The organism is Pseudoduganella sp. jia 12 (assembly GCF_055502675.1).
In genome coordinates this window covers 212,876-239,131 of sequence record NZ_JBUXKP010000001.1, presented here as the reverse complement: position 1 = coordinate 239,131, position 26,256 = coordinate 212,876, and the positions used below count along the sequence as shown (strand labels likewise).

The 26,256-nt window shown below is 64.9% G+C and carries 16 protein-coding genes; 9 read left to right on the top strand and 7 right to left on the bottom strand.

Annotated features, from left to right (window positions below):
• Window positions 1-35: 35 nt before the first annotated feature.
• Window positions 36-806, top strand: coding sequence for a ThuA domain-containing protein (locus ACY65G_RS00950; RefSeq protein ID WP_464995505.1), 771 nt, complete (start codon window positions 36-38; stop codon window positions 804-806).
• Window positions 807-825: 19 nt separating this feature from the next.
• Here the strand turns inward: ACY65G_RS00950 and ACY65G_RS00945 are convergent, their stop codons facing one another.
• From ACY65G_RS00945 to ACY65G_RS00930, 4 genes are all read right to left on the bottom strand, one after another.
• Window positions 826-1,914 carry a DUF4214 domain-containing protein gene (locus tag ACY65G_RS00945; RefSeq protein ID WP_464995504.1) on the bottom strand — a complete coding sequence of 363 codons (1,089 nt, stop codon included), beginning with the start codon at window positions 1,912-1,914 and terminating at the stop codon, window positions 826-828.
• A 101-nt stretch (window positions 1,915-2,015) separates the two neighbouring features.
• Entirely contained in the window at window positions 2,016-4,385 is a 2,370-nt protein-coding gene (locus tag ACY65G_RS00940; RefSeq protein WP_464995503.1) for a beta-galactosidase, read from the bottom strand.
• Entirely contained in the window at window positions 4,382-5,695 is a 1,314-nt protein-coding gene (locus ACY65G_RS00935) for an MFS transporter (RefSeq protein WP_464995890.1), read from the bottom strand. Before ACY65G_RS00935 ends, ACY65G_RS00940 begins: the two co-directional genes overlap by 4 nt.
• Before the next feature lie 95 nt (window positions 5,696-5,790).
• Window positions 5,791-6,807 carry a LacI family DNA-binding transcriptional regulator gene (locus ACY65G_RS00930; RefSeq protein ID WP_464995502.1) on the bottom strand — a complete coding sequence of 339 codons (1,017 nt, stop codon included), beginning with the start codon at window positions 6,805-6,807 and terminating at the stop codon, window positions 5,791-5,793.
• 241 nt (window positions 6,808-7,048) lie between these two features.
• Here ACY65G_RS00930 and ACY65G_RS00925 point away from each other — a divergent pair, with 241 nt between their 5' ends.
• From ACY65G_RS00925 to ACY65G_RS00910, 4 genes are read left to right on the top strand one after another with little or no spacing between them, the layout of a single operon-like run.
• Window positions 7,049-9,982, top strand: a complete 2,934-nt coding sequence (locus ACY65G_RS00925) for a TonB-dependent receptor (protein WP_464995501.1) — start codon at window positions 7,049-7,051, stop codon at window positions 9,980-9,982.
• Complete coding sequence (locus tag ACY65G_RS00920) at window positions 9,982-11,316, top strand: BNR repeat-containing protein (RefSeq protein ID WP_464995500.1); 1,335 nt, start codon at window positions 9,982-9,984, stop codon at window positions 11,314-11,316. The genes ACY65G_RS00925 and ACY65G_RS00920 overlap by 1 nt, the downstream gene beginning before the upstream one ends.
• Window positions 11,313-12,515: a glycoside hydrolase family 88/105 protein gene (locus ACY65G_RS00915; protein WP_464995499.1), complete on the top strand. Its 1,203-nt coding sequence runs from the start codon at window positions 11,313-11,315 to the stop codon at window positions 12,513-12,515. Before ACY65G_RS00920 ends, ACY65G_RS00915 begins: the two co-directional genes overlap by 4 nt.
• Entirely contained in the window at window positions 12,515-13,798 is a 1,284-nt protein-coding gene (locus tag ACY65G_RS00910) for a DUF2264 domain-containing protein (RefSeq protein WP_464995498.1), read from the top strand. Before ACY65G_RS00915 ends, ACY65G_RS00910 begins: the two co-directional genes overlap by 1 nt.
• Before the next feature lie 137 nt (window positions 13,799-13,935).
• Here the strand turns inward: ACY65G_RS00910 and ACY65G_RS00905 are convergent, their stop codons facing one another.
• Together ACY65G_RS00905 and ACY65G_RS00900 are read right to left on the bottom strand one after the other, a co-directional pair.
• Window positions 13,936-15,570 (bottom strand): SEL1-like repeat protein, encoded by a 1,635-nt coding sequence (locus ACY65G_RS00905; protein ID WP_464995497.1) that lies wholly within the window; start codon window positions 15,568-15,570, stop codon window positions 13,936-13,938.
• Between the two features lie 2 nt (window positions 15,571-15,572).
• The gene (locus ACY65G_RS00900; protein ID WP_464995496.1) at window positions 15,573-17,633 is read right to left on the bottom strand and encodes a phospholipase D-like domain-containing protein; all 2,061 of its coding nucleotides are present in this window, start codon (window positions 17,631-17,633) and stop codon (window positions 15,573-15,575) included.
• A gap of 224 nt (window positions 17,634-17,857) precedes the next feature.
• Between ACY65G_RS00900 and ACY65G_RS00895 the strand changes: the two genes are divergently transcribed.
• The 4 genes from ACY65G_RS00895 (at window position 17,858) to ACY65G_RS00880 (ending at window position 24,028) form a co-directional block, all read left to right on the top strand.
• Window positions 17,858-18,961 carry a branched-chain amino acid aminotransferase gene (locus ACY65G_RS00895; RefSeq protein ID WP_464995495.1) on the top strand — a complete coding sequence of 368 codons (1,104 nt, stop codon included), beginning with the start codon at window positions 17,858-17,860 and terminating at the stop codon, window positions 18,959-18,961.
• A 99-nt stretch (window positions 18,962-19,060) separates the two neighbouring features.
• Window positions 19,061-19,447: a cupin domain-containing protein gene (locus ACY65G_RS00890; protein WP_464995494.1), complete on the top strand. Its 387-nt coding sequence runs from the start codon at window positions 19,061-19,063 to the stop codon at window positions 19,445-19,447.
• Window positions 19,448-19,836: 389 nt separating this feature from the next.
• Window positions 19,837-22,935: a TonB-dependent receptor gene (locus ACY65G_RS00885; RefSeq protein WP_464995493.1), complete on the top strand. Its 3,099-nt coding sequence runs from the start codon at window positions 19,837-19,839 to the stop codon at window positions 22,933-22,935.
• Window positions 22,936-23,257: 322 nt separating this feature from the next.
• A complete protein-coding gene (locus ACY65G_RS00880) occupies window positions 23,258-24,028 on the top strand; it encodes a DUF4261 domain-containing protein (protein WP_464995492.1) in 771 nt (256 codons plus the stop codon).
• Between the two features lie 363 nt (window positions 24,029-24,391).
• On the opposite strand, the gene ACY65G_RS00875 is transcribed toward ACY65G_RS00880, so the two are convergent.
• Complete coding sequence (locus ACY65G_RS00875) at window positions 24,392-26,173, bottom strand: pectinesterase family protein (protein WP_464995491.1); 1,782 nt, start codon at window positions 26,171-26,173, stop codon at window positions 24,392-24,394.
• Between the last annotated feature and the right edge of the window lie 83 nt (window positions 26,174-26,256).

The following is a 26,256-nucleotide window of genomic DNA, read 5'->3' as shown; positions in this document are numbered from 1 at the left end:
CTGACCCCGGTTTTGGGAAATATTCTGGAGGGGACATGAAACTTGCTGTATCGGCATTGCTCACGCTGGCATCGGTGCCAGCGCTGGCGGCACAGTTCGATGTGCTGGTGTTTTCGCGCACGGCGGGGTGGCATCACGAGTCGATCCACGAGGGCGTGGCGGCGCTGCGCGAGCTGGGGCGCCTGCATGACTTCAACGTGTTCTGGACCGAGGATGCCAAGCGCGTCTTCAACGACAAGGAACTGGCGAAGTACAAGGCCGTGGTGTTCCTGTCGACGACGGGCGATGTGCTGGACGAGGAACAGCAGCGCGCGTTCGAGCGCTACATGCGCGCCGGCGGCGGCTATGTCGGCGTGCACGCGGCGGCGGATACGGAACATGGCTGGCCGTGGTATCGCCGGCTCGTGGGCCACATGTTCGTCACCCACCCGGCCGTGCAGTCGGCGGTGCTGAAGGTGGAGGACGCGAACTTCCCCGGCATGGAGCGCTTCGCGCCCCGCACGCTCGTGACGGAGGAGTGGTACGAATACGGCGCCGCCGAATCGAAGGGGCTGCGTTACCTGCTGTCCGTCGACGAATCCACGTACCGGCCGGAGACGGGCAAAGGCAAGGGGATGGGCGCGTTCCATCCCATCAGCTGGTACCAGCACTATGATGGCGGCCGGGCGTTCTACACGGCGCTTGGGCACCTGCCGGCGACCTACGGCGATCCGGTGTTCAGGCATCACCTGTATGGCGGCATCTATTGGGCCGCCACGGGCCGCGGCTACGCTGCGGGGCAGGCTCCCCGCACGGCAGCGAAATAGACGGGTCGCCAGGCTGGGGCTATCCCCAGACCTGGTAGGCCATGCCCTGTTCCATCACGCCCACCAGCTTGTCGTAGTTTTCCCGACTCTCGCTGAAGCCGAGCACCACGCCGGCAAGCGTGTCGCGGCCGGAGTCGAGGATGTCCACCCAGTGTTCGAGGCCGGCCGCTTCCGGCTCGCGGTTCAGCACGTTCTGGTACAGCGCCGTCACGACCGCCGCGTGGGAAGGCGCGGCGCCGTACAGGTCGCGAAACTCGGGCGATGCGACGAACCCCGCAGCCACCTGGCGAAGCGCCATTCCGGCATCCAGGTGAGCGATGTGAAAGCCGAAGCCCACTTCGTCCGGCAAGCGGCCGAGCGCCGCGCCATACAGGCGGTAAGCCTGCCCGGCGCTACCGTCCACGTCGAACGCCAGTGCCACGTCGGCAAAATCGAGCCGCTCGACATTGACGAGCGTATCGGCGCCATCGAGGCCGACGGTATCGGTGACGAACAGCCGGTGCCCCGTCGTGACCACGTCATAGTCGGCCAGGTTGCCCTCGTACCAGGCGGTATCGGTGCCGCTGCCGCCGTCGAGCAGGTCGTTGCCGCCTTCGCCGATCAGCAGGTCCCAGCCGGCATTGCCGTACAGCGCGTCGCTGGTGGCCGTGCCGGTGATTTCGTCGTCGTTCGCCGTGCCCTGGCCCAGCTGCACGGGAACCGTGTCCAGCTCTTCCAGGATCGCCAGCTCCACGCCGCCGCGTGGCGCCGTGGCCTGCTGCCAGGAGGCGTCGACGTAGTATTTGCCGCTGTACGGCGCGATGAAGCTCAGGCCGTCCTGGCCGGCGGGGCCCCAGCCGTCGTCCTCCGCGATCGGGTTGCCGGCGTTGTCGTAGACCACCAGGTGATATGGATCGAACCAGCTTTCGGAGGTGACCGTGTACAGCGCGCCCTCGACGGCCGTGAAGCTGAACACGGGGAAGGCGCCTTCACCCGGCGCGGTGCTGGTATAAATCGCGTCGTTGTCGTAGCCATCGTCGCCCAGCCTCGGGCCGAAGAACAGGTGCCGCGCATCGTTCATGTCCGCTACGTCGAGCAGCGGAAGGTAGGGAATCGCATCGTAGGCCATGTCCATACTCCTTGTCGGTATCGGGATAGCATAATCCGGCCCGTCCGCCGCGGGGCGGCCGGATTACACTTTGTTGCAATAGCGGCTACAAGGGAAACACCTTAGCCGTTGTCGACCACGAGCGTGTCGCCCACGTAGACACGGTAGCGGCGGATGCGGCCCGTCACGCCGTCCGGCCCCTGGCGCGGCGTGTAGCGCAGGCCGGCCACGTCGAACGGCGCACCCAGGTCGAGCACCAGCCGGTGCGGTGGCTGCGCCGCCGACTTGCTGTAGGCGGAGTGCCAGAAGTCGGTGTTCTGGCCATTGATCGCGTTCAGCGCCGTGCCGTCCTCCTTCGATGCCTCCTCGCTGCTGGCATAGGCGATCGTCCACAGCGTCTGGTTCAGCGTCTTGCCATCCTTGCCCAGCAATGCCAGTTCGGCAATCGCGGCGAACGGCTTGCCGTCGAACGCATCAAGCGCCTCGATGCATAGCTGGCGGCCGCTGGCCGGTTGCGCGAACGGCACGTCCTGCGTGGCGCCACCCGGCTGGAAGCGGCCTTCGTGCACCGGCTTCACGCCCTGCAGCGCCAGGCGTGCCGTGCTCGGCGGACGCGCCAGGTCGCGCTCCGGACGCAGGCGGTCGAGCACGGGTTTCGCCACGCCGGCAATGCGGTTGTCCTGCGGGCCGGTGAGGTCGAGCACCACGATGTCGTTGCGCCCCGCCTTGATCCACGGGCCGGGCAGGTACATCGTCTGCGTGGGGCCGATGCTCCAGTAGCGGCCCAGGCAGCGGCCGTTGATCCATACGATGCCCTGGCCCCACGTCGTCATGTCGAGGAACGTGTCGGCGGCGGTGGCGGCCTCGAAGCTGCCGCGCCAGAATGCCGGACCCTTCGCCTTGCCGGGCTTGAATTCCAGCGGCGGCAGCACGCCGTCCGCATCGAAGTCGATCGCGCGGATTTCCCAGTTTTCCAGCGCAACGGCTTCCTTGCCCTTCACGCGCAAGGTGACGGGGCCGTGCAGGCCCTTGCGGTCATGGATCTCCACGCCGAAGTTGACGCGCGCAATCGTGTACAGCAGGATTTCCAGCGTGGTGGTCGTGGTGCGTGCCGGCAGGTTGACGCGGAAGCGGCGGTAGCGCGTGTCCATCGTGCCCACTTGCTTGCCGTCGATGAATACCCATGCCAGGTCGCGCACCTTGGCCGCTTCCAGCGTCGCTGCCGGGCCGGCCGGCAGGGTGACGCGGTAGGCGATCACGCCGCGGCTGATGTCGTATTGCTCGATCGGTTTCGGCGTGATGTCGCGGATCACGCGCGACGGCAGGTTCGCGAACACGGGTGCGGTCTCGGCCAGCGTGAACGCGGGGATCGTCGTCACCGGCATGTGGGCCGGCGCTTGCGGCAGCTTTTCGCCGGGCTGCAGGTGCTTGCCGATGCCGGCGCGGTAGGCGTCGAACTTCTCGCCCACCCAGCCGGCCTCGCTGATCGGCGCATCGTAGTCGTAGCTCGTGGTGTCGGGCCGGAACGGCCGGTCGCAACCGCCCCAAAGGCCGAACGACGTGCCGCCATGCGCCATGTAGAGGCTGAACGAGCCGTTCGCCCCCAGCATCGCCTCGATGTCGGCCACCGCCTTGGCGGCGCTGCCGGTGCGGTGCGGCGCGCCCCACGTGTCGAACCAGCCCGAGTAGTACTCGCCGCACATCAGCGGGCCTTTCTGCACCTTGGCCAGTTCGGCGAAGCCGCGCTGCGGATCGCTGCCGAAGTTCGCCACCGAGAACAGTTCGGGGATGTGCGTCTTGGCCACCGCGTTGGTGGGATTGCACTGGAACAGCGGCACGTCGAAGCCGCCGTCCAGCAGCGCCTTGCGCATCACGCGCATGTATTCCAGGTCTTCGCCGAAGAAGCCGTATTCGTTCTCGACCTGCACCATCAGGATCGGCCCGCCCTGCGTGACCTGCTGCGGGCCCAGCACGCGGCCGACCTCGCGCATCCAGCGCCGCACCGGCTGCACGAAGTTCTCGTCGCGGGTGCGCAAGAACGCGTCTCCCGGGCTCTTCAGCAGCCACCAGGGCAGGCCGCCCATTTCCCATTCGGCGCAGGCGTAGGGGCCGGGGCGCAGGATCACCCACAGGCCCTCGGCCTGGGCCAGCCGGCAGAATTCGGCGGCGTCGCGCTGGCCGCTCCAGTCGTAGCGGCCTTCGCGCCACTCGTGGTAGTTCCAGAACAGGTAGGCGCACACGGCGTTCAGGCCCATCGCCTTGATCGCCTTCAGCCGGTGGATCCAGTATTCGCGCGGCACGCGGGCGAAGTGCACTTCGCCGCAGCGGATCTGCAGCGGCTTCCCGTCCAGCAGGAAGTCGTTGTCGCCCACGGCGAAACGGTGAGGAGAGGAGGACTGCGATGCGGCGCTGCCGAGCGGGGGCAGCATGGTGCTGCCGACGGCGGCCGCGGTGCCGAGCAGTACGCGCCGGCGGGATGGCTGGTTGATCATGGGTTTCTGGCGGTGGGTGAATGAACTGAGGAGTGAACTGCGGGATGGAGGGCGCGCAGGCGCGCCAGGCAAACGAGGCACAGCGCCGCGAACACGGCGCCGCAGCCCAGGGTAAGGCGGTAGTCGTGGCCGGACAGGTCCAGCAGCGGTCCCTGCACGATGCCGACGACGATCATGCCGGTAACGACGACGAAATCCTTGGTGGCGTTGAACTGCAGGAAGCGCTCGCGCGGGAACAGCGCCATCGGCATCGACGCGGCGGCCGTCCACCATGCGCCCGAAACGATCACATGGCACAGGTAGACGGCCTGGAAGCTGGCCGCATCGTCGACCACCACGGTGCCTGCCGCCGCGACCATGAAATAGGCCGCCATGACGGCGGCGGAAATGCGCATCGCGCCGCAGCGGTCGACCAGCCAGCCGATGGCGAACGCCGAGCCGATCGATACGGCATAGCCGATCGCGGTCAGCATGCCCAGCGTGGCTTTCGGTACCGCGCTGGCATGCGCGAAGAACTGGTAGAACGTGTTGAACGGGTTGAACGTGATGGCGGCGCAAACGAACATGGCGATGGCCCACAGGTTCGGGCGGGCCAGGAACCCGGCCGGCAGGCCGCGGCGCAGGGCCGACGAAGGGGCCGGCGGGCGTGCCGCCGGCGGGGGTGCCGTAGGTTCCCGCACGCCCGCGCACATCGCCGCGATGCAGCCGCCGAACAGCACGCCCGTGGCGACGAGGATCTCGGCCAGGTAGTGGTCCGTCAGCGCGAATACCCAGCGGTGGAACACGATGCCGGCGCCCAGCCCGATGATGCGGAACAGCGCATAGAAGCGCCCCAGCCAGCCGAACGGCACCACATCGTTGACGAGTCCCGTGAACAGCGACAGGGCGCACAGCGCGGCGCAGTCGAAGAAGGTCCAGAACAGGCCGAACGCCGCCAGCCGGCAGACCTGCGCGCCCGGCGACAGGTCGCCGAGCAGGGCATCGGCGGCCGCGCCCAGGGCGGGAGAGTAAGCCAGCCCCACGAGCGCGGCGCAGCCGGCCGGCGCGGCCGCCAGCAGGTACGGACGGCGCCGGCCCCAGCGGCCGCGGTGGCGGTCCGAATGCCAGCCCACCAGCGGCACGACGAACATCGACAGCAGCGCCGGCACGGTCGACAGCAGCAGCGACGTGGCCGTGTCCGACGCGCCGGCCACGCGCAGCAGTTCCAGGCCGGAGGGCAGCGCCGCGCGGTCGCGCATGGCGAGGCCCAGGTCGCCCAGCAGCAGCCAGCCCAGCATGCCGGCCAGCGCGGCCAGGCCGGCGCGCGCCATCAAGGTATTTTTTCTGCCTGGCGCGCCGCCGTCACGGCCATCCCGCTCGCCGGCCGCGGCGGACGGGGAGGGCGGGACGGTGACGGCACTGCCGGTCATTGCGCGGCGACGGGCCCGGTCGACTGCCGGATCACCAGTTCCATCGGGAAGGCCACCTTCGCCGGCGGCACCGCGCCCCCCTGGGCCAGCGTCACCACATCGCCCACCGCGCGCGCCGCCAGTTCATTCAGCGGCTGGCGCATCGTCGTCAGTGGCGGGAACACGTGGCTGGACAGGGGAATATCGTCGAAGCCGATCACGGAAATATCGGCCGGCACCTTCAGTCCGCAACTGTGGATCGCGTCGATCGCGCCATACGCCATCTCGTCGTTCGCGGCAAAGATCGCCGTCGGCGGCCGCTTCAGGGCCAGCAACTGCTGCGCCGCCGCGTTGCCGGCGGCCTGGTTGAACGCGCCGCCCACGACGAGCGCCGGATCGACGCGGATGCCGGCCCCGCGCAGCGCATCCTTGTAGCCCTTCTCGCGTTCGGCGCTCTGGCCGGTGGCCGTGGTGCCGGCCATGAAGGCGATGCGGTGGTGGCCCAGCGACAGCAGGTGCTCCACGGCCAGGCGGGCACCGTTGCGGTTTTCCAGCGCCACCACCGGCAGGCGCACGTCGCGCGCGTCGTAGTGCACCAGCACGCAGGGCATGTGGTGCTGTGCCAGCACGTCCAGGTAGCCGTCCGCGCCGCTCGGCATCACCAGCAGCAGGCCGTCGCACAGCTTGCTCAGCATGTCCACGGTGCCGGCCCTGGCCGGGCTGTCGAAGCTCTCGGCGTTGAACAGCAGGATGTCGTAGCCGCGTGCCCTGGCTTCCGCGCTGATCGCGCGGGTCACCTCGTGCAGCACGAGCGAGCCATAGTTGTTGACGAACACGCCGATCAGGTTGCTCTTGTCGCCGCGCATGCGGCGCGCCAGCATGTCCGGCGTGTAGTTCAGTTGCGCGGCCGCCTCCATGATCCGGGCACGCGCCGCTTCGGACACGTAGCCCACGCCGCGGATCGCCCGCGACGCGGTGATCGGCGATACGCCGGCGATCTTGGCGACTTCACTGAGCTTGCTGGACTTGCGCATGGACGGTATGCGTGGGCTGTTCGGGAGGCCCGACTGTACCAGAGCAGGCAAGGTTGCGGCGGGAATGTGGTCACGTTACCACATCGACCAATTTCGGTGTTCGTACTTTATTCAATGAAGTCAAAGACTTATGGATGGAGCACCAAACCGCTCAATTTCATGAGCGATTTCTCGCGAAAGGCTTGTGGTAACGTGACCATACTCGTGGCATCGAGATAACCATATTAAATCGGAGACGGAGATGAACAAGAAGCTTCTCGCCACCCTGCTGCCGCTGGCGCTGGCCGCGGCCTACGGCACCCATGCCAGTGCACAGGAGGCAGCCGCCGCGGTGGACGCGGGCACGCCGCTGGAAACCGCGCAACCGGGGCCCGACGCCTCGGGACAATCGACCACGGGCAGCACGTCCGCCGCTGCCCCCGCGGCGCCGGCCAGCCAGGATCCGGTCAGCACCGTCGTCGTCACGGGCTTCCGTTCCAGCCTGCAGAAGGCGCTGAACCTGAAGCAGCAGGCGATCGGCGTGCGCGACTCGATCGTGGCGGAAGACATCGGCAAGTTCCCCGAGGCGAACGTGGCCGAATCGCTGCAGCGCGTGCCGGGTGTGATCCTGAACCGCGACGAAAGCTCGGGCGAAGGCCAGCGCATATCGATCCGCGGCCTGCCCACCGAATACTCCGTCACCACGCTCAATGGCGCACCGGTGAACACCACGTCGACCAGCACGATCGGCAGTGCCGCGCGCGGCTTCAACTACGACGTGTTCGCGTCCGAACTGTTCGGCCGTATCGACTTCTACAAGTCGCCGCTGGCCGAACTGACCGAGGGTGGCCTGGGCGGTATCGTGGATCTGCAGACGCCGCGCCCGTTCGACAGTCCGAAGCGCCAGGTGCGCTACGGCCTCACGGCGGGCTACAACACGATGTCCGAGCGCTTCAACCCGGCCGGCTTCGCGCTGTATTCGAACACCTGGGGCAACTGGGGCTTCCTGGGCGGCGGCTCCCATTCCGGCAGCAAGAACAACCGCTCCGGCTTCGAAGCCACCGGCGGCTACAACAGTTCGGCCAACGGCAGCCGCACTCCGCTGCGCGGAAACTTCGCCGTGTCGCTCGACTACGATTCGCCGCTGGCCAACCTGGGCGGCTACACGCGCGACCAGATCGACAACGCACTGCTGCCGCGCATCTACCGCTTCTACGGTTCGCAGAACGACCGCACCCGCGATGGCCTCGTATCATCGCTGCAGTACAAGAACGGTGGCCTGAACATCAGCTTCGACACACTGTACTCCAAGCTGAAGAACGAGCGCGACGAGATGTACTTCGGCATCCTGGTGCGCAACAGCCGCACCACCAACCGCAATGCGCCGGCCGGCCAGAACGGCAACAACGGCTTCATTCCACTCAATGTCAGCATCGACCCCCGATCGAACCTGCTGGAGGGTACCTTCGGCAACACCTCGTACAGCAGCGGCGTCACCTATGCCGACGATGAAACGGAATTCGGCTACGGTGCGCTGAACCTGACCTGGAAGGCCAGCGACAAGCTGACGTTTACCGCCCAGGCCAGCGCCAACAACAGCAGCGCGCTGTCGTACCAGAGCACGCTGTCCGGCCAGATCTTCGGCATCACGTCGACCATCGACTATGGCGACGACCACGTGTACCCGTCGATGTCGTCGCCGACCAGCTACACGGACCCGAACAATTTCCAGGGCTTCCAGATCGGCACCGGCTGGACCAAGGAGTTCGACAAGGGCCGCCAGGCACGCGCGGCGGCGGAGTATTCGTACGAGCTGCCCGGCGGCTGGACCGGCAAGATGAAGAGCGGCTTCTCCTTCGTGGAAACCACCAAGGGCATCGACAAGCGCAATGGCACTTCGCTGGCCACGGCGCGGCTGAACCAGCTGGGCAATGCCGGCCTGCGCGCCGGCATGACGTCGAACCTGCCGATCTCGAACCTGGACATGGGCGGCGGCTGGCCGGGCGCCTGGGGCACGTTCGACCGCGGCTACACATATTCCACGTTCAATCCGCTCGAATACAACCCGAACTCCACGTTCACGCCGGCGCAAAGCTTCACCGCGCAGGAAAAGGTCAGTTCCGCGTTCGTGCAGTCGGACTTCCGTGGCGAGGTATTCGGCCGCGAACTGCGCTTCAATGCCGGGGTGCGCTACTCCGAAACCAAGACCTACATCGACAACTTCAAGCAGGCCGGCGCCAACAACGCGTATGTGCCGAACGAGGAAGAGGGCAAGTACAGCAACGTGATGCCGGCCGTCAGCGCCGCCTTCGACGTGACCGATACCCTGATGTGGCGTGCTTCGTGGGGCAAGACCATTTCCCGCGCATCGCTGGGCATCATCGCCGCGCAGACCGTCATCCCGAACCAGTTCGACAACACGGCCACCGCCGGCAACCCGAACCTGAAGCCGCAGCAGTCGAAGAACTTCGACACGAGCCTGGAGTGGTACTTCAAGCCGGGCAGCCTGCTGTCGGCCGGCTACTTCCGCAAGGTGCTGACGGATGCCACGGTATCGACCACGCAGAACGTGACCTTCGGTTCGCTGGGCCTGCCGGAAACGGCGCTGGGCCCGATCTTCCAGGATGCCAACGGCCGCATCGATCCGAACCTGCCGATGACGCTGCGCACGTACTCGAACGCGGGCAAGCAGGTGCTGAAGGGTTACGAGCTGGCTTACCAGCAGGCCTTCGACTTCCTGCCCGATCCGTTCAAGGGCTTCGGCGCACTGGCCAGCTTCACGCACATCGATCCGTTCAACAGCCAGCGCTGGATCACCAACGGGGGCCGCGAGATCGAAGTCAACTCGGTGCCGAAGTTCGCCTACAGCACCACCGGCTACTATGAGCGGGGCCCGCTGGCGGTGCGCCTGTCGTGGAACTACAAGGGCCGCTCGCTGCACGGCGACAACCCGCGCAACAACGGCGATGACCTGATCCGCTGGCGCGCCGCCCGCGGCTACCTGGACGGCAACATCAGCTACAAGATCAGCGACAAGCTGGAACTGCGGCTCGATGCGCTGAACCTGTCCAACACGCTGGCGTACGACTACTTCGAGGATGCCAACGGCGTGTTCGGCAGCGGCAAGAAGACCCGGATGGACTACGCCAAGTACGACGGCCGCACGATCAAGATCGGCATCCGCGGTTCGCTCTGATGCGGGGAACGTACCGAGGTACCGTGCTGGCGGCGATGCTTGGTGCGGCGCTGCTGGCCGGTTGTGCGGGCAGTGGCCAGCCCGGCGCGGACGTCGGCGTCATCGACGTCGCGCCGGGCTGGGCGGACAATTCCGTCAATGCCGTGATCTTCCGGCGTCACGCGCTCGTCAGCGACCGCGAATGGCAGTTCATCGCGTTCTACGATGCCGAGGGGCGGGTAGTGCTGGGCCGGCGCAAGCTGGACGCCAAGCGCTGGGAACTGTCGCCGACGCAGTACAGGGGGAATGTGCGCGATGCCCACAACAGCATCAGCATCGGGCTCGACGCCACGGGCGTGCTGCACGTGGCTTTCGACCACCACAACGGCCGGCTGCGCTATGCCCGCGGCATTGCCCCCCACGCGCTGGCGCTGGGCACGGAAGAGCCGATGACCGGGCGCGACGAGCGCTCCGTCACCTATCCCGAATTCCACCCGCTGGCGGGCGGCGCCATGCTGTTCCTGTACCGCGACGGCGGTTCCGGCCGGGGCAACCTGGTCGTCAACCGCTACGACCCGGCCGCGAAACGGTGGACCCGGCTGCACGACAATCTCATTTCCGGCGAGGGCAAGCGCAACGCCTACTGGCAGGCGGCCGTCGACGGCCAGGGCACGGTGCACGTGTCGTGGACGTGGCGCGAATCGCCGGACGTGGCCAGCAACCACGACATCGCCTATGCGCGCTCGCGGGACGGTGGCGTCACGTGGGAAGACAGCACCGGCCGCAAGCTGGCGCTGCCCGTCACGGAGGCGACCGCCGAGGTGGCGGCGCGCGTGCCGCAGAAAAGCGAATTGATCAACCAGACATCGATGGCTGCGGACGGTGCCGGCCGGCCCTATATCGCCACGTACTGGCGTAAGGTCGGCGAAGCGGTGCCGCAGTACCGCATCGTCCACCTGGGTGACAAGGGCTGGCGCACGCTGGACCTGCCGTTCCGTCGCACGCCGTTCTCGCTGTCCGGCATGGGCACGAAGGCGATTCCGGTATCGCGGCCGCAGCTCGTCGTCGACGCACGGGGCGCCCATGCGCTGCTGCTGTTCCGCGACGAGGAGCGCGGCAGCCGCGTATCGGCGGCGCTGGTCGACATCGCGCGCGGCAGCTGGACGGTGCGCGACCTGACCGAAACGCCGGTCGGCGCGTGGGAACCGAACCTGGACCCGGAGCGCTGGCGGCGCACGGGGGAATTGAACCTGTTCGTGCAGGATGTGCGGCAGGCGGATGGCGAAGGACTGGCACGCGGTGCGCCGTCGATGGTGCGCGTGCTGGCGTTCAAACCGAAGGAGTGGAATCGATGAAGCATGAATTGAAGAATCACTACGGTGCAATGAGCATGCTGCTTGCCGCCATGTTCGTGCTGGCGGGGTGCGCGGTGGAGCAGAGGGCGCCGCAGCAGCAGACCGCGCAGCAAGCCGGGCAACAGGAGAAAGCGCAGCAGGGCAGGGCGGAAGTCGTCGCCGCGATGGACAAGGTGAACGGCTACTGGCAAAAGACGACGCCGGCGCAGGAATGGCCGTTCTGGAACGTGGCCGCCTACCACACCGGCAACCTGGAAGCCTACAAGATCACGAAGAACGCGGCCTACCTGCGCTATACGCAGGACTGGGCGGAGCACAACAAGTGGATCGGCGCCAAGTCGACGGACAAGTCGAAGTGGAAGTACACGTATGGCGAGACCGACGAATTCGTGCTGTTCGGCGACTGGCAGACGTGCTTCCAGGTCTACGCGGACCTGTACAAGCTGCAGCCCGACCCGGCGAAGATCGCGCGCGCCCGCGAGGTGATGGAATACCAGATGAGCACCCCGAACGACGATTACTGGTGGTGGTCGGATGGGCTGTACATGGCCATGCCGGTGATGACGCGCATGTATTCGATCACGGGGAACAAGCAGTACCTGGCCAAGATGCACGAGTATTTTGCGCACGCGCGCAAGATCATGTACGACGAGGACGCGAAGCTGTTCTACCGCGATGCCCGCTACGTCTACCCGAAGCACAAGAGCGTCAACGGCAGCAAGGACTTCTGGTCGCGCGGCGTGGGCTGGGTATTCGCGGCGCTGCCGCGCGTGCTGGACGATCTGCCGAAGGACGATCCGCACCGCGCCGAGTACGAGCAGATGTTCCGCGACATGGCGGCATCGCTGAGGAAGGCGCAGCAGGCCGACGGCTACTGGACGCGCAGCCTGCTCGATCCCGCCCATGCACCGGGCCCGGAAACGAGCGGCACGGCGTTCTTCACGTACGGCTACCTGTGGGGCATCAACAACGGCCTGCTGGACAAGGGCGAATACCTGCCGACCGCGCAGAAGGGCTGGAAATACCTGACCACCGTGGCGGTACAGGACGATGGCCGGCTGGGCTACGTGCAGCCGATCGGCGACCGGGCGATTCCGGGCCAGGTGGTGGACAGGAATTCGACCGCGCACTTCGGCGTGGGGGCGTTCCTGCTGGCCGGGGCCGAGATGGTGCGCTTGATCGATAAAGGAGGCAATTGATGGAACGTCGTAACTTCATGCGCGGCCTGGCGGCCGCACCGGCGCTGGGTACCTCGGCACTGCTGGCCGGCGGCGGCGATGCGCTGGCGGCGGGCCAGCCAGGCTCGGTGTCGTCGTCGCCCGCCGATGCGCGCGCCTTCCAGCTCGGTCTGATGCAGAAGATGGCCGAACCGGTGCTTGCGAACATGGCGAAGGGTCAACTGAAGAAAACCTTCCAGCTCGAAGTGAGCCCCACGTGGGATGGCCGCGACAAGGGTGTCACGTACCTGGAGTGTTTCGGGCGGCTGATCGCCGGCGTGGCGCCATGGCTGGAGCTGCCCGATGACGGCACGGCCGAAGGCAAGTCCCGCAAGCGCCTGCGCGAGCTGGCGGTGCAGAGCTATGTGCATTCGGTCGATCCCAAGAGCCCGGACTACCTGCTGTGGAAGGGGCCGGGGCAGACGCTCGTCGATTCGGCCTACTTCACCAATGCGCTGATGCGCGCGCCGAAGGCACTGTGGGAGCCGCTCGATGCGACGACGAAGCGCCGCATCGTCGCCGAGATCAAGGGCCTGCGGCGCATCGAGCCGCCATACATCAACTGGCTGCTGTTCGCCGCGATGAACGAGGCATTCCTGTTGTCGATCGGCGAGGAGCACGACCCGATGCGGATGAACGTGGCGATCCGCAAGGTCAACGAGTGGTACGTGGGCGATGGCTGGATCAAGGATGGCGAGGCGTTCCACTTCGATTACTACTCGTCGTACGTGATGTACCCGATGCTCGTGGAAATCCTCGAAGTGCTGGCGGCGAAAAAAGGACCGTTCTGGAACGGCAAGCCGGAAGAGCTGCTGGCGCAGGCCTACCAGCGCATGCAGCGCTTCGGCGAACACCTGGAGCGCTTCATCTCGCCGCAGGGCACGTGGCCGCCGGTCGGCCGCTCGCTCACGTACCGCACCGCCGTGTTCCAGCCGCTGGCGCTGCTCGCGTGGCGCAAGAAGCTGCCGAAATCGCTGCCCGAAGGCCAGGTGCGCGCCGCGCTGGACGCCGCCCACCGCGCGATCTGGACGACGCCATCGAACTTCACGAGCGACGGCTACCTGACCATCGGCTTCATGGGCCACCAGCCGGAGCTGGGCGACTGGTATTCGAACAACGGCAGCATGTACATCGCCTCCGCCGGCTTCCTGTCGCTCGGCTTGCCCGCCACGGACAGCTACTGGACCGCACCGGCGCAGGACTGGACGCAGAAGAGGGCATTCTCCGGCGCGAAGTTTGCCAAGGATTACCCGGTCAACTACTGAGCTTGACGCGCAGCAAAACTGGGGACGTACCCCTGTTTCCAGGAAAGATGCCTGGAAACAGGGGTACGTCCCCAGTTTTTTCGTGCACAGTTATTGCCGTGACCGGTATTTGGAACGCGTCGTTGCCCGAGATTCAATCACGCGTCCCGATCAGCATCGATATCGATTCCCTTATCCAGCAAGTGCCAGGTGATAAATTCTTCCGGCAGGTCGAGGAGCCAGTCGCGCTGGGGATGCGGGAACGATTGCCCCTCGCGAACCCAGGCCTGCCGCCAATAGACGTTGACGATCTGCTGCATGGGATGTCCGGGAACGATCCAGGGTTGCCAGATGCCCGTGGCGGGGCAGGGCAGATCGTTGCCACAGAATCGAAGTGGTGCTGGATGGTCCATGCTCCGTGCGAGTCCACGCGCAGCGCGCGGCCGGACTTCGCCCTCGTCCGCATCGATGGTGAGCCAGTACTCCCACACCAGCCATGAGCCGACCGGCTTGCCGACATGCTCGTACACATGAGGGACACTGAAGCGCTCCCCTCGCGCATACAGGGCTGGCGACATGGCTGCTACGGTTTTCTGGATGGCATCCGGAGCGTCGGGCGCTTGCGGTTGCCAATAGCCGGCGAACGGCGCCGTTTTCTCCTGCGTTCTTTCGCCTGTACGGCGCAGGTGGAATACGGGGTCGAGGTTCTTGCAAGCGGCCTTTTGCGATGGCGTGACCGTTTTACCGTGGAGCGCTGGAAGGCAGCTACCCTTTGCCGCTTCGATCAGCGTGTTGGTGTCGCCGTTCCACGTAGGCAGGTTTGCGGGGGGCAGGGGAAGGACCTGGTCGAGGTTGGGGAAACGGAGGTCGGGATTGAACTCCAGGGCGTCTCCCAAAATGCGGTAGCGCTCGCCACGAGCCTTATCGATAAACGGTGGGATCATCTCCGACAGATCGAACGGGTGATCAAACTCGATGTACAGCTCCGAAGCGCATATATCGCAGCCGTGTTTTACTCCCTCGTGCAGGACAGACAAGGTACGAGCGCGTGTTTCCTGCGTGGGACTGCCGATCTGTTGGCCCTCAGGTGAGCGTGGGTAAAGGTACAGGTGCTGCAAGATGGCCGCAGCTGGTCCGTAGCCTTGGGATAGTGCACATTCGAGCATTTTTACTGCGACAGGAATGTTAGCCCAGTAGCCGGGAACCGCGCTATCTTTGGCAGCCCGAAGCTTGCCCGCCAAGTGTGTCATGGCTTGTGGATTTCCCATCTGTGCTGCACGTTGCCAGAACGCGAATGCTGTGGTGGCATCAGCTGGAACTCCGGTACCGTTCATGTAATACGTTCCCATACGATCGTACGCTGCTGGAATGCCGAGCCGCATTGCCGCCTCGACCAGTTGGACAGCGTCTTCGACACCTTTGGTTGCATCGCGCCCCTCAATGTAAAGGCTGGCGAGATTGAGCATGGCTTTCCAATGGCGACGTTCAGCGGCCAGCCTGGTCAACTGAACAATTCCCGGGTAATCGCGATCGTCAACATAAATCTCTGGATCTTCCAGCGCGCGAGCCCCGAGAAACCATGCCTGTGCTTCGGCGTCGACTGGTGGGACGTGATGTGTTTCAACTTTGCATTCGAACGACGGCATATGAGGATCGAACAACGGGAGAACCTCATTGCGGGGATACGGGTTGGTTACGTTGCTGTCCATACTGCACGCCTTTATCGTGAGGAAAATGAAGCACAGGGCCAAGAAGATTTTGACAAGCCGGGATTGGATTTTCAGCCGCGCCATAGTCAGCCCAGCCGCAACGTAGAACTGCGTGAGTCTTCCAACGGGAGAATAAAGCCCTTCAGTCGGCGGCCGTCAAGCTGGCTTGCCTGATTCGCGCGCATGAGTTTTTGCCAGTCTGCAAATGCCTGTGCAATTTCGCCGTTGCTGCCATCCCCTCCGTCGGCCACTTTGTCACTCAACTGCGACCAGATCTTCCGGCGCAGATCCGTCGTCAACTTCGGATCGATCGTGGCGAGATTCAATTCGCTGTCCGCCGTCATGCTGCGCTGGTTCAGGTTGGCGCTCCCCAAAGTGCAGAACACGTCATCCACGAGCAGAAGTTTTGAATGAATATAGATTTCGCGATAACGCCACTGTTTGCCATCGGAGCCGCATGCATTGAGCATCGCCGTACAGACCTTGATGCCGAATTCCCTCTCCAGCCTTTTAGGGTCGGGCTTGTCGATACCATTGGCGTGCGCTACGACCTCTGGCAGGGCATAGTGATGTGGTTGGGGCCGTCCGAACGTGCCATCCAAAGGATGTGCCGCTTTAGGCCTGGTCGCGGCCACGCGCCTGTTTTCATTGTCGATCAACACTTGCTGGCCCTTCATTGCCATGTGCTCCCCAAGATGTGCCAGCGCATCGTAGGTGCGGGGAATCATTTCCGCGCGTTCCGGTACGGGGATGACGACGAACACATGGAGCACAGGCATTTGGGCAAGAGTCTTTCCTGATGCGGTCCTGGCCTTGTTCCACAGTTTCATCACATGACGGCGTTTCTCCACCAGGCGTTTTGTCCATTCCTCATACTGGAAGTACTGGTTTTCAACGTAGAGATAACGGAAAGCCAGGCTCGCATTGTCCGCAGCCTTGAAGTACAGCTCGCGTATCGACATGTCGTTTTCCGCCGGTTGCGTACGAACGATCTGGACGGTGCTGTCGCCACGGCAGGGTTTGTGCAGCAAGGCCGATGGAACTCCCGCGTTCTCCGGTGCGGCATTGAAGTCCACGGCTGATCCGGCACTGGGGGCTTTCGACTTCGCCCTGTTCCAAGCGCCAATGAAGTTGTTGTACAAGGAAACGAGGGCGCCACCACGGTCGATGCGGCAAGCGTAGTCGCGAAATGGCTTCAAGGTCTTGAAGCTTCGTTCACCTTCGCGTGCCTTTGCAGCGTCAGCCGGATTTACTTCTTCGCGGCGCGGATTCTCCAATCGATGCGATACGGTGTCCCAATATTCGCTCACGGAATTCAGGCCCATTACATAGCCCACCGCTTTCTGGCCGTCCGCATGGTCGTAGTCGATCAATAGCGGCTTTTGGTGATGGGTGCCGAAATACTCCATGCATGCGTTCTCGGACAGTGCTGGCCGTGTGGCTTCGGTTGCCAGCTGCTGCTCGATGTTGTCTGGATCGCCGGTGTGCACGCGCAGTTCGATGTTTTTCAGTGAATTACCGCGTGCGGCTTGATACCAGCTGAAGCAATATTCCGCGCGGGCCAGCAGGGGAATGGTCTCTTCATGAATGTCGAACAGGGCCCGCTGGTTCTTGAGCGGATCGGATTTACCCTCTTTTGCCCGCGCATGCAGGTTGCGCAGTATGGAACTGCTATTGGTGGCGCTGAGTTTGTCGGCGTTCGGTTTCAATCCGCCATCCTGCCGCCACACGTGCCGGTCATGGGTCATGCCGGGCATATTCCGGGCCATGCCCGCCTTTGCGGCTGTCCAGTCAAACCACACCAGCAAGCGTACACGTACGCCACGGCGACCAGCCGCGATGAGCAAGTCGCCGTATGTGTCACCGCGCGGCCAGGTTCCATTGCGCTTGCGTTCCAGTTCCATGCCTGGATCGAAACCCCAGCAGCAGATATCGATGCTGCATTGCGCATTGCGGATTTCGTTGGCAATGTCACGAAACCCCTCTTCCCCGCAAATGAACATCGTCAGCTTGTTGTTATGTGTAATGGGATGAGTGGTCTTGCCCTTCAGGTTCCGGTTTTCCAGCAGCCACAGCACGGTGCAGCGGGCCGAACCCGTTGTCGCATCCACATAGGTTGTCTCAACACGATTGATTGATTTGTCCACGCCAGCTCCTCATTTCCAGCATAAAAATGCGTACAGGAAATTTACAGGCCAGTCGTCGAGAAAGTATTGCTGGATGTCAATATTCGAGAATGCAGAGTGCGTTTGGATTTCTGACGCTGAAATTGCCTCTTGCAGGCAGGTGGTTTCCGCCGGCCCTCAGCGTCAGTGCAATGGCACATGTTAAACTCCCCCGACGATCAACTCGTTTCTCCGCAGTTTTCGATATGTCCTCCACTACCACGTTCAACATCTCCCCCTCGACCAATCCCGCCTCCGCCGCCGACCGCGAGCAGAAGCTGAAGGCGATCCAGTTCGGCCGCGTGTTCACCGACCACATGGCCGTCGTCAAGTACAGCAACGGCACCTGGCACGATCCGGAAGTGAAGCCTTACGGCCCGCTGTCGCTCGATCCATCGGCTTCCGTGCTGCACTACGGCCAGGCGATCTTCGAGGGCTTCAAGGCCTACCGCCAGCCGGACAATTCGATCAGCCTGTTCCGCCCGGAGCAGAACGCCGAGCGCTTCAACCGCAGCGCGCACCGCCTGGCGATGCCGGCGATCCCGAAGGAGCTGTTCATTGGCGCGGCCGACGCGCTGGTCAAGCTCGACCAGGCATGGGTGCCGTCCGGCTCGGGCGAGAGCCTGTACCTGCGCCCGTTCATGATCGCCACCGACCCGTTCCTGGGCGTGCGTCCATCCAATGAATACCTGTTCCTGCTGATCGCATCGCCGGCCGGCGAGTATTTCCCGCAGGGCCTGAAGCCGGTGAGCGTGTGGGCCAGCAAGGAATACGTGCGCGCGGCGCCGGGCGGCACCGGTGAAGCCAAGTGCGCCGGCAACTACGCGGCCAGCCTGCTGGCGCAGGCCGAGGCGACGCAGCATGGTTGCGACCAGGTGATCTGGCTCGACGCGATCGAGCGCGAGTACATCGAAGAGATGGGTGGGATGAACCTGTTCTTCGTGTACCGGAAAGAGGGCAAGCCGGTCATCGTGACGCCGCAACTGACCGGCACGTTGCTGCCGGGCATCACGCGTTCGACCCTGCTGCAGCTGGCCGCCGACGAAGGCTACGAGGCCGAAGAGCGCCGCCTGTCGCTGACGGAAGTGCGCGCGGCCATCGAATCCGGCGAAATCTCCGAAGTGTTCGCGTGCGGCACCGCCGCCGTCATCACGCCGGTGGGCCTGATCAAGGGCCGCGGCTTCGAGGTCACCGTCAACAACAACGAGAATGGCCCGGTCGCCCTGGCCTTGCGCGATGCGCTGCTGGGCATCCAGCGCGGCACCGCGGCCGACACGCACGGCTGGCTGCACAAGGTCGCGCTGGGCTGATCGCCCGGTAAAGCGCTTTGTTGCTTCGAAAATGGGCGGTCCGGCGCTCCGGTCCGTCCCCATTTTTGAAGCAACTTTTCAACCCTACAAGGAGCAAGCATGGCCGGATTCAGTATCAACCTCGAAGAAAAAACCCTGTCGAACGACAACTTCCGTGAAGTGCTGTTCACCACGCCGCAAAGCCAGCTGGTCGTGATGACCCTGCAGGCGGGCGAGGAGATCGGCGCCGAGAAGCATGACGACACGGACCAGTTCATCCGCGTGGAAGCGGGGCAGGGCAAGGCGATCCTCGATGGCGAGGAACATGCGCTGGAAGACGGCGTGGGCGTCGTGATTCCTGCGGGCACCCATCACAATGTGATCAATACCGGCAGCGAGCCGATGAAGCTGTACACGCTGTATACGCCGCCGGAGCACCCGGACGGCACGATCCACAGGAACAAGGCCGAGGCGGATGCCTACGAGGCCGAGCACGGCCACCACTGATCGCCACAAGGCGGCGCCTGGCGCCGTGGCGGCACAAGAAGCGATACCGTCGAGGTATCGCTTTTTTTTTGTCGCCGCTCGTGCGCGGGTGTCCGCAAATGCCGGCATGACAGATTTTCCCGGCTGACGTTGATAACAGAAATATCTTCAATGCAATTGATATGCGCTACCAAATGGTTGCGCATCTCACACTGGCCTGACCACTCCGCAAGGGCCCTGTCATAGGGGAACTTGAGCGACAAATCCGCGCTGTTGCGCAAATGGTAGCGCTTAACAAACGATGTTAAAACATGTTGACATTGTGTCGTGCGACTCCTAAACTCGTCTGCGCTGTGCTACTAAAAGGCAACAGATGGCACGGCAGTGCTGATAAAAACAGGAGACACACCATGAATGATCGAACCACCGCAGGGCGGCGCGTCGCGCTCGGCCTGACCGTGATGGCAAGCCTGATCGCCCAGGCATATGCCCAGGACGCCACCACCGCTACCGCTACCGCTACCAACACCGCCACCAACCCAGTGACCGCGCCCGCAGCCGCCGAAGCGCCGATGCAGACCGTGCAGGTCACGGGCTATCGCAACAGCCTGCTGTCTTCCGCGCGCGACAAGAAGGAATCCGTGGGCTTCCAGGATTCGATCAACGCCGAGGACCTGGGCAAATTCCCCGACAAGAACATCGCCGAATCGCTGAGCCGCGTGCCCGGCGTGCAGGTCGCGCGCGACGTGACCGGCGAGGGCATGACGATCCAGATCCGTGGCCTGGGCTCCTCGTTCACGAAGATCCTGCTGAACAACTCGCCGATCGCCGTGGCGTCGTCCGGCCCGATCGATGGCGCGAACACGAACCGCGAGATCGACCTCGACCTGCTGCCGACCGACCTGTTCACCAAGCTCACCGTCAGCAAGAGCGCGGCGGCGAGCCAGATCGAAGGCGGCGCCGCCGGCGTCGTGAACCTGCGCAGCGCGCGGCCGTTCGACAAGGAAGGCCGCCAGCTGTCGATGGGCTTCACCGGCACGAAGCAGCAGATCGCCGACAAGGCGGGCTTCCGCGGCAACGTGATCGCATCGAACACGTGGGGCAGCAAGTTCGGCCTGCTGGGCGGCATCTCGTTCTCGCGCCAGGAAAGCCGCGTTACCGGCTTCGAGACCGTGGGCTGGACCAATCCGAACCTGACGGCCGCCCAAAGCAATTCGCCGGGCCGCAACGCGACCGGCGGCGGCAACTGGACCATCCCGGCCACCGTGCCGGCCAATGCCGGCAACGGCCTGGTGCCGGGCACGGCGATCAACCAGCAATTCCTGCTGGCGAACAATCCGGGCCTGTCGATCGACCAGATCGACAACGCGATCGTGCCGCGCCTGGGCCGCACGATGGAGTACTACGGCAACCGCGACAAGATCTCCGTCGTGCTGGCCGGCGAATACCGCCCGACCGAAAGCCTGCACTTCTACCTGGACACCATGTACAGCAAGAAGGACGACGACATGCAGCGCAACGCCTACACGTGGGCGGTGCGGAACAATGGGTCGATCCCGCTGAACATGACGGTGGACCGCAGCGACTGCGCCGCCGGCTGCGTGGTCAACTCGGGCACGTTCGCCAATGCGCTGAACTTCATCGAGTTCGGCCCGCGCCGCGACAAGGTCGACCTGCTGGGCATCAATCCGGGCGTGGAATGGAAGATCACGCCGAAGCTGACGTTCGACGCGGCCGGCAACTGGAACCGCAGCCGCTTCACGCACGAAGCGCCGACGATCATGCCGATCACTGCGCCGAACAGCGGCAACACGATCACGTATGAAAACAATGGCGGCGTGCCGTCGATCGTGTCGAACCTGGACCTGAACGATCCGAAGAACTACCAGTGGGTGGGCGGGCGCGTCAACATCCAGAACGAGCTGCGCGAGACGGAAACCAAGGGCTTCCACACGAACATGGCGTGGGGCGACAAGAAGCTGACGATCCGCACCGGCTTCGCGTGGGACGACATCAACCGCCGCATCCGCGCGCAGGACAATTCCGCCGCATGGCAGGCCGCCACCTGCGGCAACAACCCGAGCGTGTTCCTGCAAGGGCCGAACGGCGCGCCGCCATGCGACGGCGCCAGCACGCCGGGCGCCTCGGCCGCGGCCCTGTACCCGGGCTACGGCACCGGCTACACCGCCGGCCAGAACACTCCGCTGACCTATGGCGGCTCGCTGATCCCGAACGCCGCGCTGCAGAACTACCTGGTGCCCGGCCCGTACGGCCGCCTGGCGCTGGACTGGGACCGCTTCCGCAACGATTCGAACTACGACTACTTCAACAGCACGGCACCGGATTCGGGCGCGTCGTCGACCGGCGCGAGCGCCGGCTTCATCCGCGAGAAGTCGAAGGCGATCTACGTGGAAGCGAACGGCGAACTGCAGCCGGCCGGCTTCAACCTGCGCTGGAATGCCGGCGTGCGCTACGTGCGCACCGAGCAGCAGGTGGGCTCGCTGAACTCGACGTCCGATCCGCGCAACGCGAACCTCACGCTGAACGGCAGCAAGTACCCGAACGTCAGCCAGTGGGTGTACCAGAACACGAAGTACAGCAACACGCTGCCTTCCGCCACCGCCGCGCTGGACCTGACGAAGGACGTGGTGCTGCGTGCAGCCGCCTCGCGCAGCATGACGCGCGTGAACCCGAACGACCTGCGCCCGGGCATCAACTTCTCGTCGGTCTCGGCGGACGTGGGCACGATCGGCAATCCGGGCCTGAACCCCTACCTGTCGGATAACATCGACCTGGGCGTGGACTGGTACACGGGCCGCGAAGGCTACTTCTCGGTGACGGCATTCCAGAAGCGCCTGAACGGCTTCACGGTCAACGAAAACGTGTCGATGCCGTTCTCGAACCTGGCGCAGTACGGGATCAACTACAACACGCTGATCCCGGCGCAGCAGCTGGCGATCGATTCCCGCGGCGGCCCGGAAAGCGCCACCGTGGTGATGACCCGCCCACGCAACGCGGACGGCATCCTGCGCATCCGCGGTCTGGAAATCGGCTGGGTGCAGCCGCTGGACAAGATCCTGCCGTGGCGCGGTTTCGGCTTCAGCGAAACGCTCACGCTGATCAACCAGAAGGCCAGCGGCGAAGGTTCTTCCGGCTTCATCGCGCTGGGGGTGCCGAAGAAGACCAACAACTTCGGCGTCTACTACGAGAACCACGGCTACATGGTGCGCCTGTCGCACACGTACTCGCAGGGCAGCCAGGTGGCCAACGCGAACCAGAGCGGCATCACGGCCGCGGCGCTGTACGGCCGCGACTACAAGCAGGCGGACTTCTCGTCGAGCTTCGAGCTGGACCAGATCTTCGACCGCGAAGGCCTGCCGATGCTGACGTTCGACATCGTCAACCTGAACAAGGCCAAGCGCAGCGGCTACTTCCAGTTCGCCAACGCCACGATGTCGCAATACGATCCGGGCCGCACGTTTGCCCTCGGCCTGCGCATGAAGTTCTGATGCGCGCGGCGGCGCCTCGGCCGAGGCGCCGCCATGTTTGCAAGGGCGCCTGCCCATGCGGGTGGGCGCCATCGTCCCCGCAGTTACCGTCCTCCGCATCCTTCCCGTCCTTCGCGCCCAGAACTTCGCGCCCCTTATTGCAAACCCTGCAAACCCCGCGGCAAGGTCCGGATGCCGGCCATCCCGCGTCCTCCCATGCGCAAGCCTGCCGGTGGAATGTGGGCGCCCGGCTGTAGTAAGCTGCGGCCGGCGAAGAGCCGCACCGGCAAGCGGTCCCGGCTCGCGGACGCGCGATCGAAGCGCCTGATAATCAAGGATGTCTATGGCACCACAAGAATCGATATTGTGCATTCCAGGGGAGTGGACGGATCGCCACGCCCTGCTCGAACGGATCATCCGCGATAGCGATGGTTACCTTTTCGTCGGCCAGGTAATGATGCACATGGAGACCAAGGACAAGTTCGAGCTGCAGTTCGAGGAATTCGATACGCGTATGACCAGCGCATTTGTCAGCGCTGGGCGGCATTGGGAAGGCACTGACGACATGAACCGGATCGCCACGCATGCATCGGTCGTCTACCTGATCGGCGAGGGCGGCTCGCGAGCGAGTGCCGAGCGGCTGATGCTTGCGGGCGAGGGCTTGCTCAAGGCGGGCGGATTGGGCGTCAAAGTGGAAAGCAGCGGTGTCGCGCACAGTCCCCGCGCCTGGCGCGACCTTGTCGCTGCCCGGCATCTTTTCGGTGTACATGACGCCTTTGTCCTGTATGTGCGCGGCACGCACGTGTACTCGTGCGGAATGCATCACTTCGGGCTGCCGGAGGCAATGGTCGACGAAGCCGACGTTGACGATGCCGCGGAACTGCTGCGGACTTTTACACGGTATCTGCTCGACGAGAACCCGACGATCCGTGCCGGCCAGACCTTTGCGACAGCCGCCGATGCGCCGGTCTTTCGCATCGTCGAGGGCGTACCGATCGACTATGGCGCCGACTCGCTTTTCCGGAATACCCATGGTATGTGGCGGCTCGAACCGATACGGTCCGAGGCTCGCCCACGAAAGCCCGCCGGCTGGTGGCGCGGACTCCTGAACTGATCGGTATGCGCCGGCTCCCGGTCTGAACGCGGGTGCGAGTCTGGACGCGGGTGCGAAACGGACGCGCGATGAAGCGTCGCCAGCACCCGGGCCGCCGTGGGAGCGCGGCAGGCGCCGCAGGAAGGATCGGCCGGCTGATCCAGAGGGTTCAACAGCGTCGGCCATGCAAAAATATGCAACTAACTGAATGTGATGAGAAGCCTGGGCATGAACGCGCGGCGGTGGTGCGCGCCTTGCGCCGGGCCGACAGGTCGCGCGGTTCTCCCGCGCAGGCAGGGCAGGCAAAGCAGGCCAGCTTATCGGAGGCGATACCGGCGCGGCGTGCCCGGCAACCGGATCCCGAACGCCAGCTGCCGTCGCAGCTCAAGGGCCGACCATCACCGCCGCACTGACCACCCGCCCGCTCGCGTTCGACACCTCGACGGAATACCGCCCCGGCTCCCGCACCGAGACCACCGGGCCCGACGCGCCTTCCCTGCCGCCGCCGTCGGTACCGGAAGCGATCGGCTTCCCGTTCCGCAACCACCGGTACGAAGGCTCCGGTACCCCGGCAGCCCGCACGCTCAGCGTGGTATCCGCGCCGTTGGCGGCAGCCGCGGCCCGGGGCTGCGCCAGGATGATCGGCGCCAGCGCCGGCTGCCACCCGCCCAGCACCCAGGCCGGATCGCGGTATTGCGCGATCACGGCCGCGTCGCGCGTGGCATCGAGCTGCCGCGAGCGCGGGTGGCGGGCGGCGGTGTCGACCGGCTTGCCGTCGACAGTGCGCGAACCGAATTCCCAGAACTTCGCATGCGTGGCGCCATCGCCGATATCGGCCCACCCGGCGGGGCTGATGCCGTCCAGCGTGGCATCGATCAGCACCGCTTCGGCATACGGATAGTTCCTGCCCTTGTTGTCCGGCAGCCGGGCGATCTCCGTCGGCCCGCCGATCGCGGTGAAGCGGCAACCGACGAACACATTGCCGTGGTTTGCCTGCGTGTTCCTGATCCACATGAACGCACCTTTCGAGGCGATGTCGCAGCGTTCGAAGAATGCCGGGCCGCGCCCGAGGATCGTGTCGCCCTCGCCGATCAGCGTAAAGTGGCTGTAGTAGGCGCTGCCGTTGGTCTGCAGCGCATCGCCGGACCCACGCACGGTGACATGCGTGACGATATTGCGCGCGCCGTTCAGCAGCAGGCCCTCGGCCTGCCCCCTGGCCGTCGTCTCGATGGTCAGGTTGACGAGGGCGATGTCCTGCACGTTGTCCGCCATGAAGGCGGCGCGGCGCGAGGGGAAGGTGCCGGGCAGTTCGTTGGTGGCCACGTTCAGCGGGTGCGGGTTGAACACTTCGTTGTTGGCGTAGTGGATACGCACGTTGTCGCGGTCCTCGCCCACGATCGCCAGGTCGCGCTTGTTGCGGAAGTGGACGATCTCCTCGTAGTCGCCGTTCTTCACGAAGATCGTCGTGCGCCGGGCGGGCCGGTCCGGCACATGGTCGAGCGCACCCTGCACGGTTGAGAAATCGCCGTCGCCGCGTGCGCTGACGGTGAGCAGCGCCGCATCCTTCCCTGGGCCACGGGGCTTCGTCGTGAAGCGCCAGTCCTTGCCTGTCACGCCCTGGAAGCCGTCGCCCGACAGCACGCCCGGATCGACCTGCACGTAATACGTCCTGCCGTAGGCGAGCAGGTCGTGGTGCGGCGTGATCGAGGCTGTATTGCCGCGCACGATCACCGGATAGAAATGAAAGCCTTCCGTGCGGCCGCCGATGATCGTCAGCTGGAAGTCGCCGGGCGGGTTCACGGGCGCCGGATTCACGCCCGGCGTCGGCGTGCCCGGTTTCGTGTCGGCGTTGGTGCGGCGCGGTCCGCCGTAGGGATAGGGATGCGCGAGGTAGGGTGCGCGCGGGGCCGTGCGCCGCGCCGTCGGGCCGGGCGGGATCGACAGGTCCAGCGTGTCCACCAGCCGGTCGTCGGCGGCGTCGTAGATGCGGACCTGGCCGCGCGTGCCCGGCACGGGCGGCGTGTCGAACACGAGGCGCAACTGCGTGTCCGGATTGACGCCGGTGGCGCCGTCGCGGGGCAGCAGCTCGACGGCGAGGGCTGCCGGCGCCAGGGAAGCGCAGGCAAGGGCGATAGAGAGCGGCAGGATGGTAACGGCGGGCTTCATGGGTCTCCTCGGTTGTTGTCCCATTGTAGAGCGGGGTGCCCGCCAGTTGCGCTCAAGAGTTCGATCAACCGTCGTATACTGGC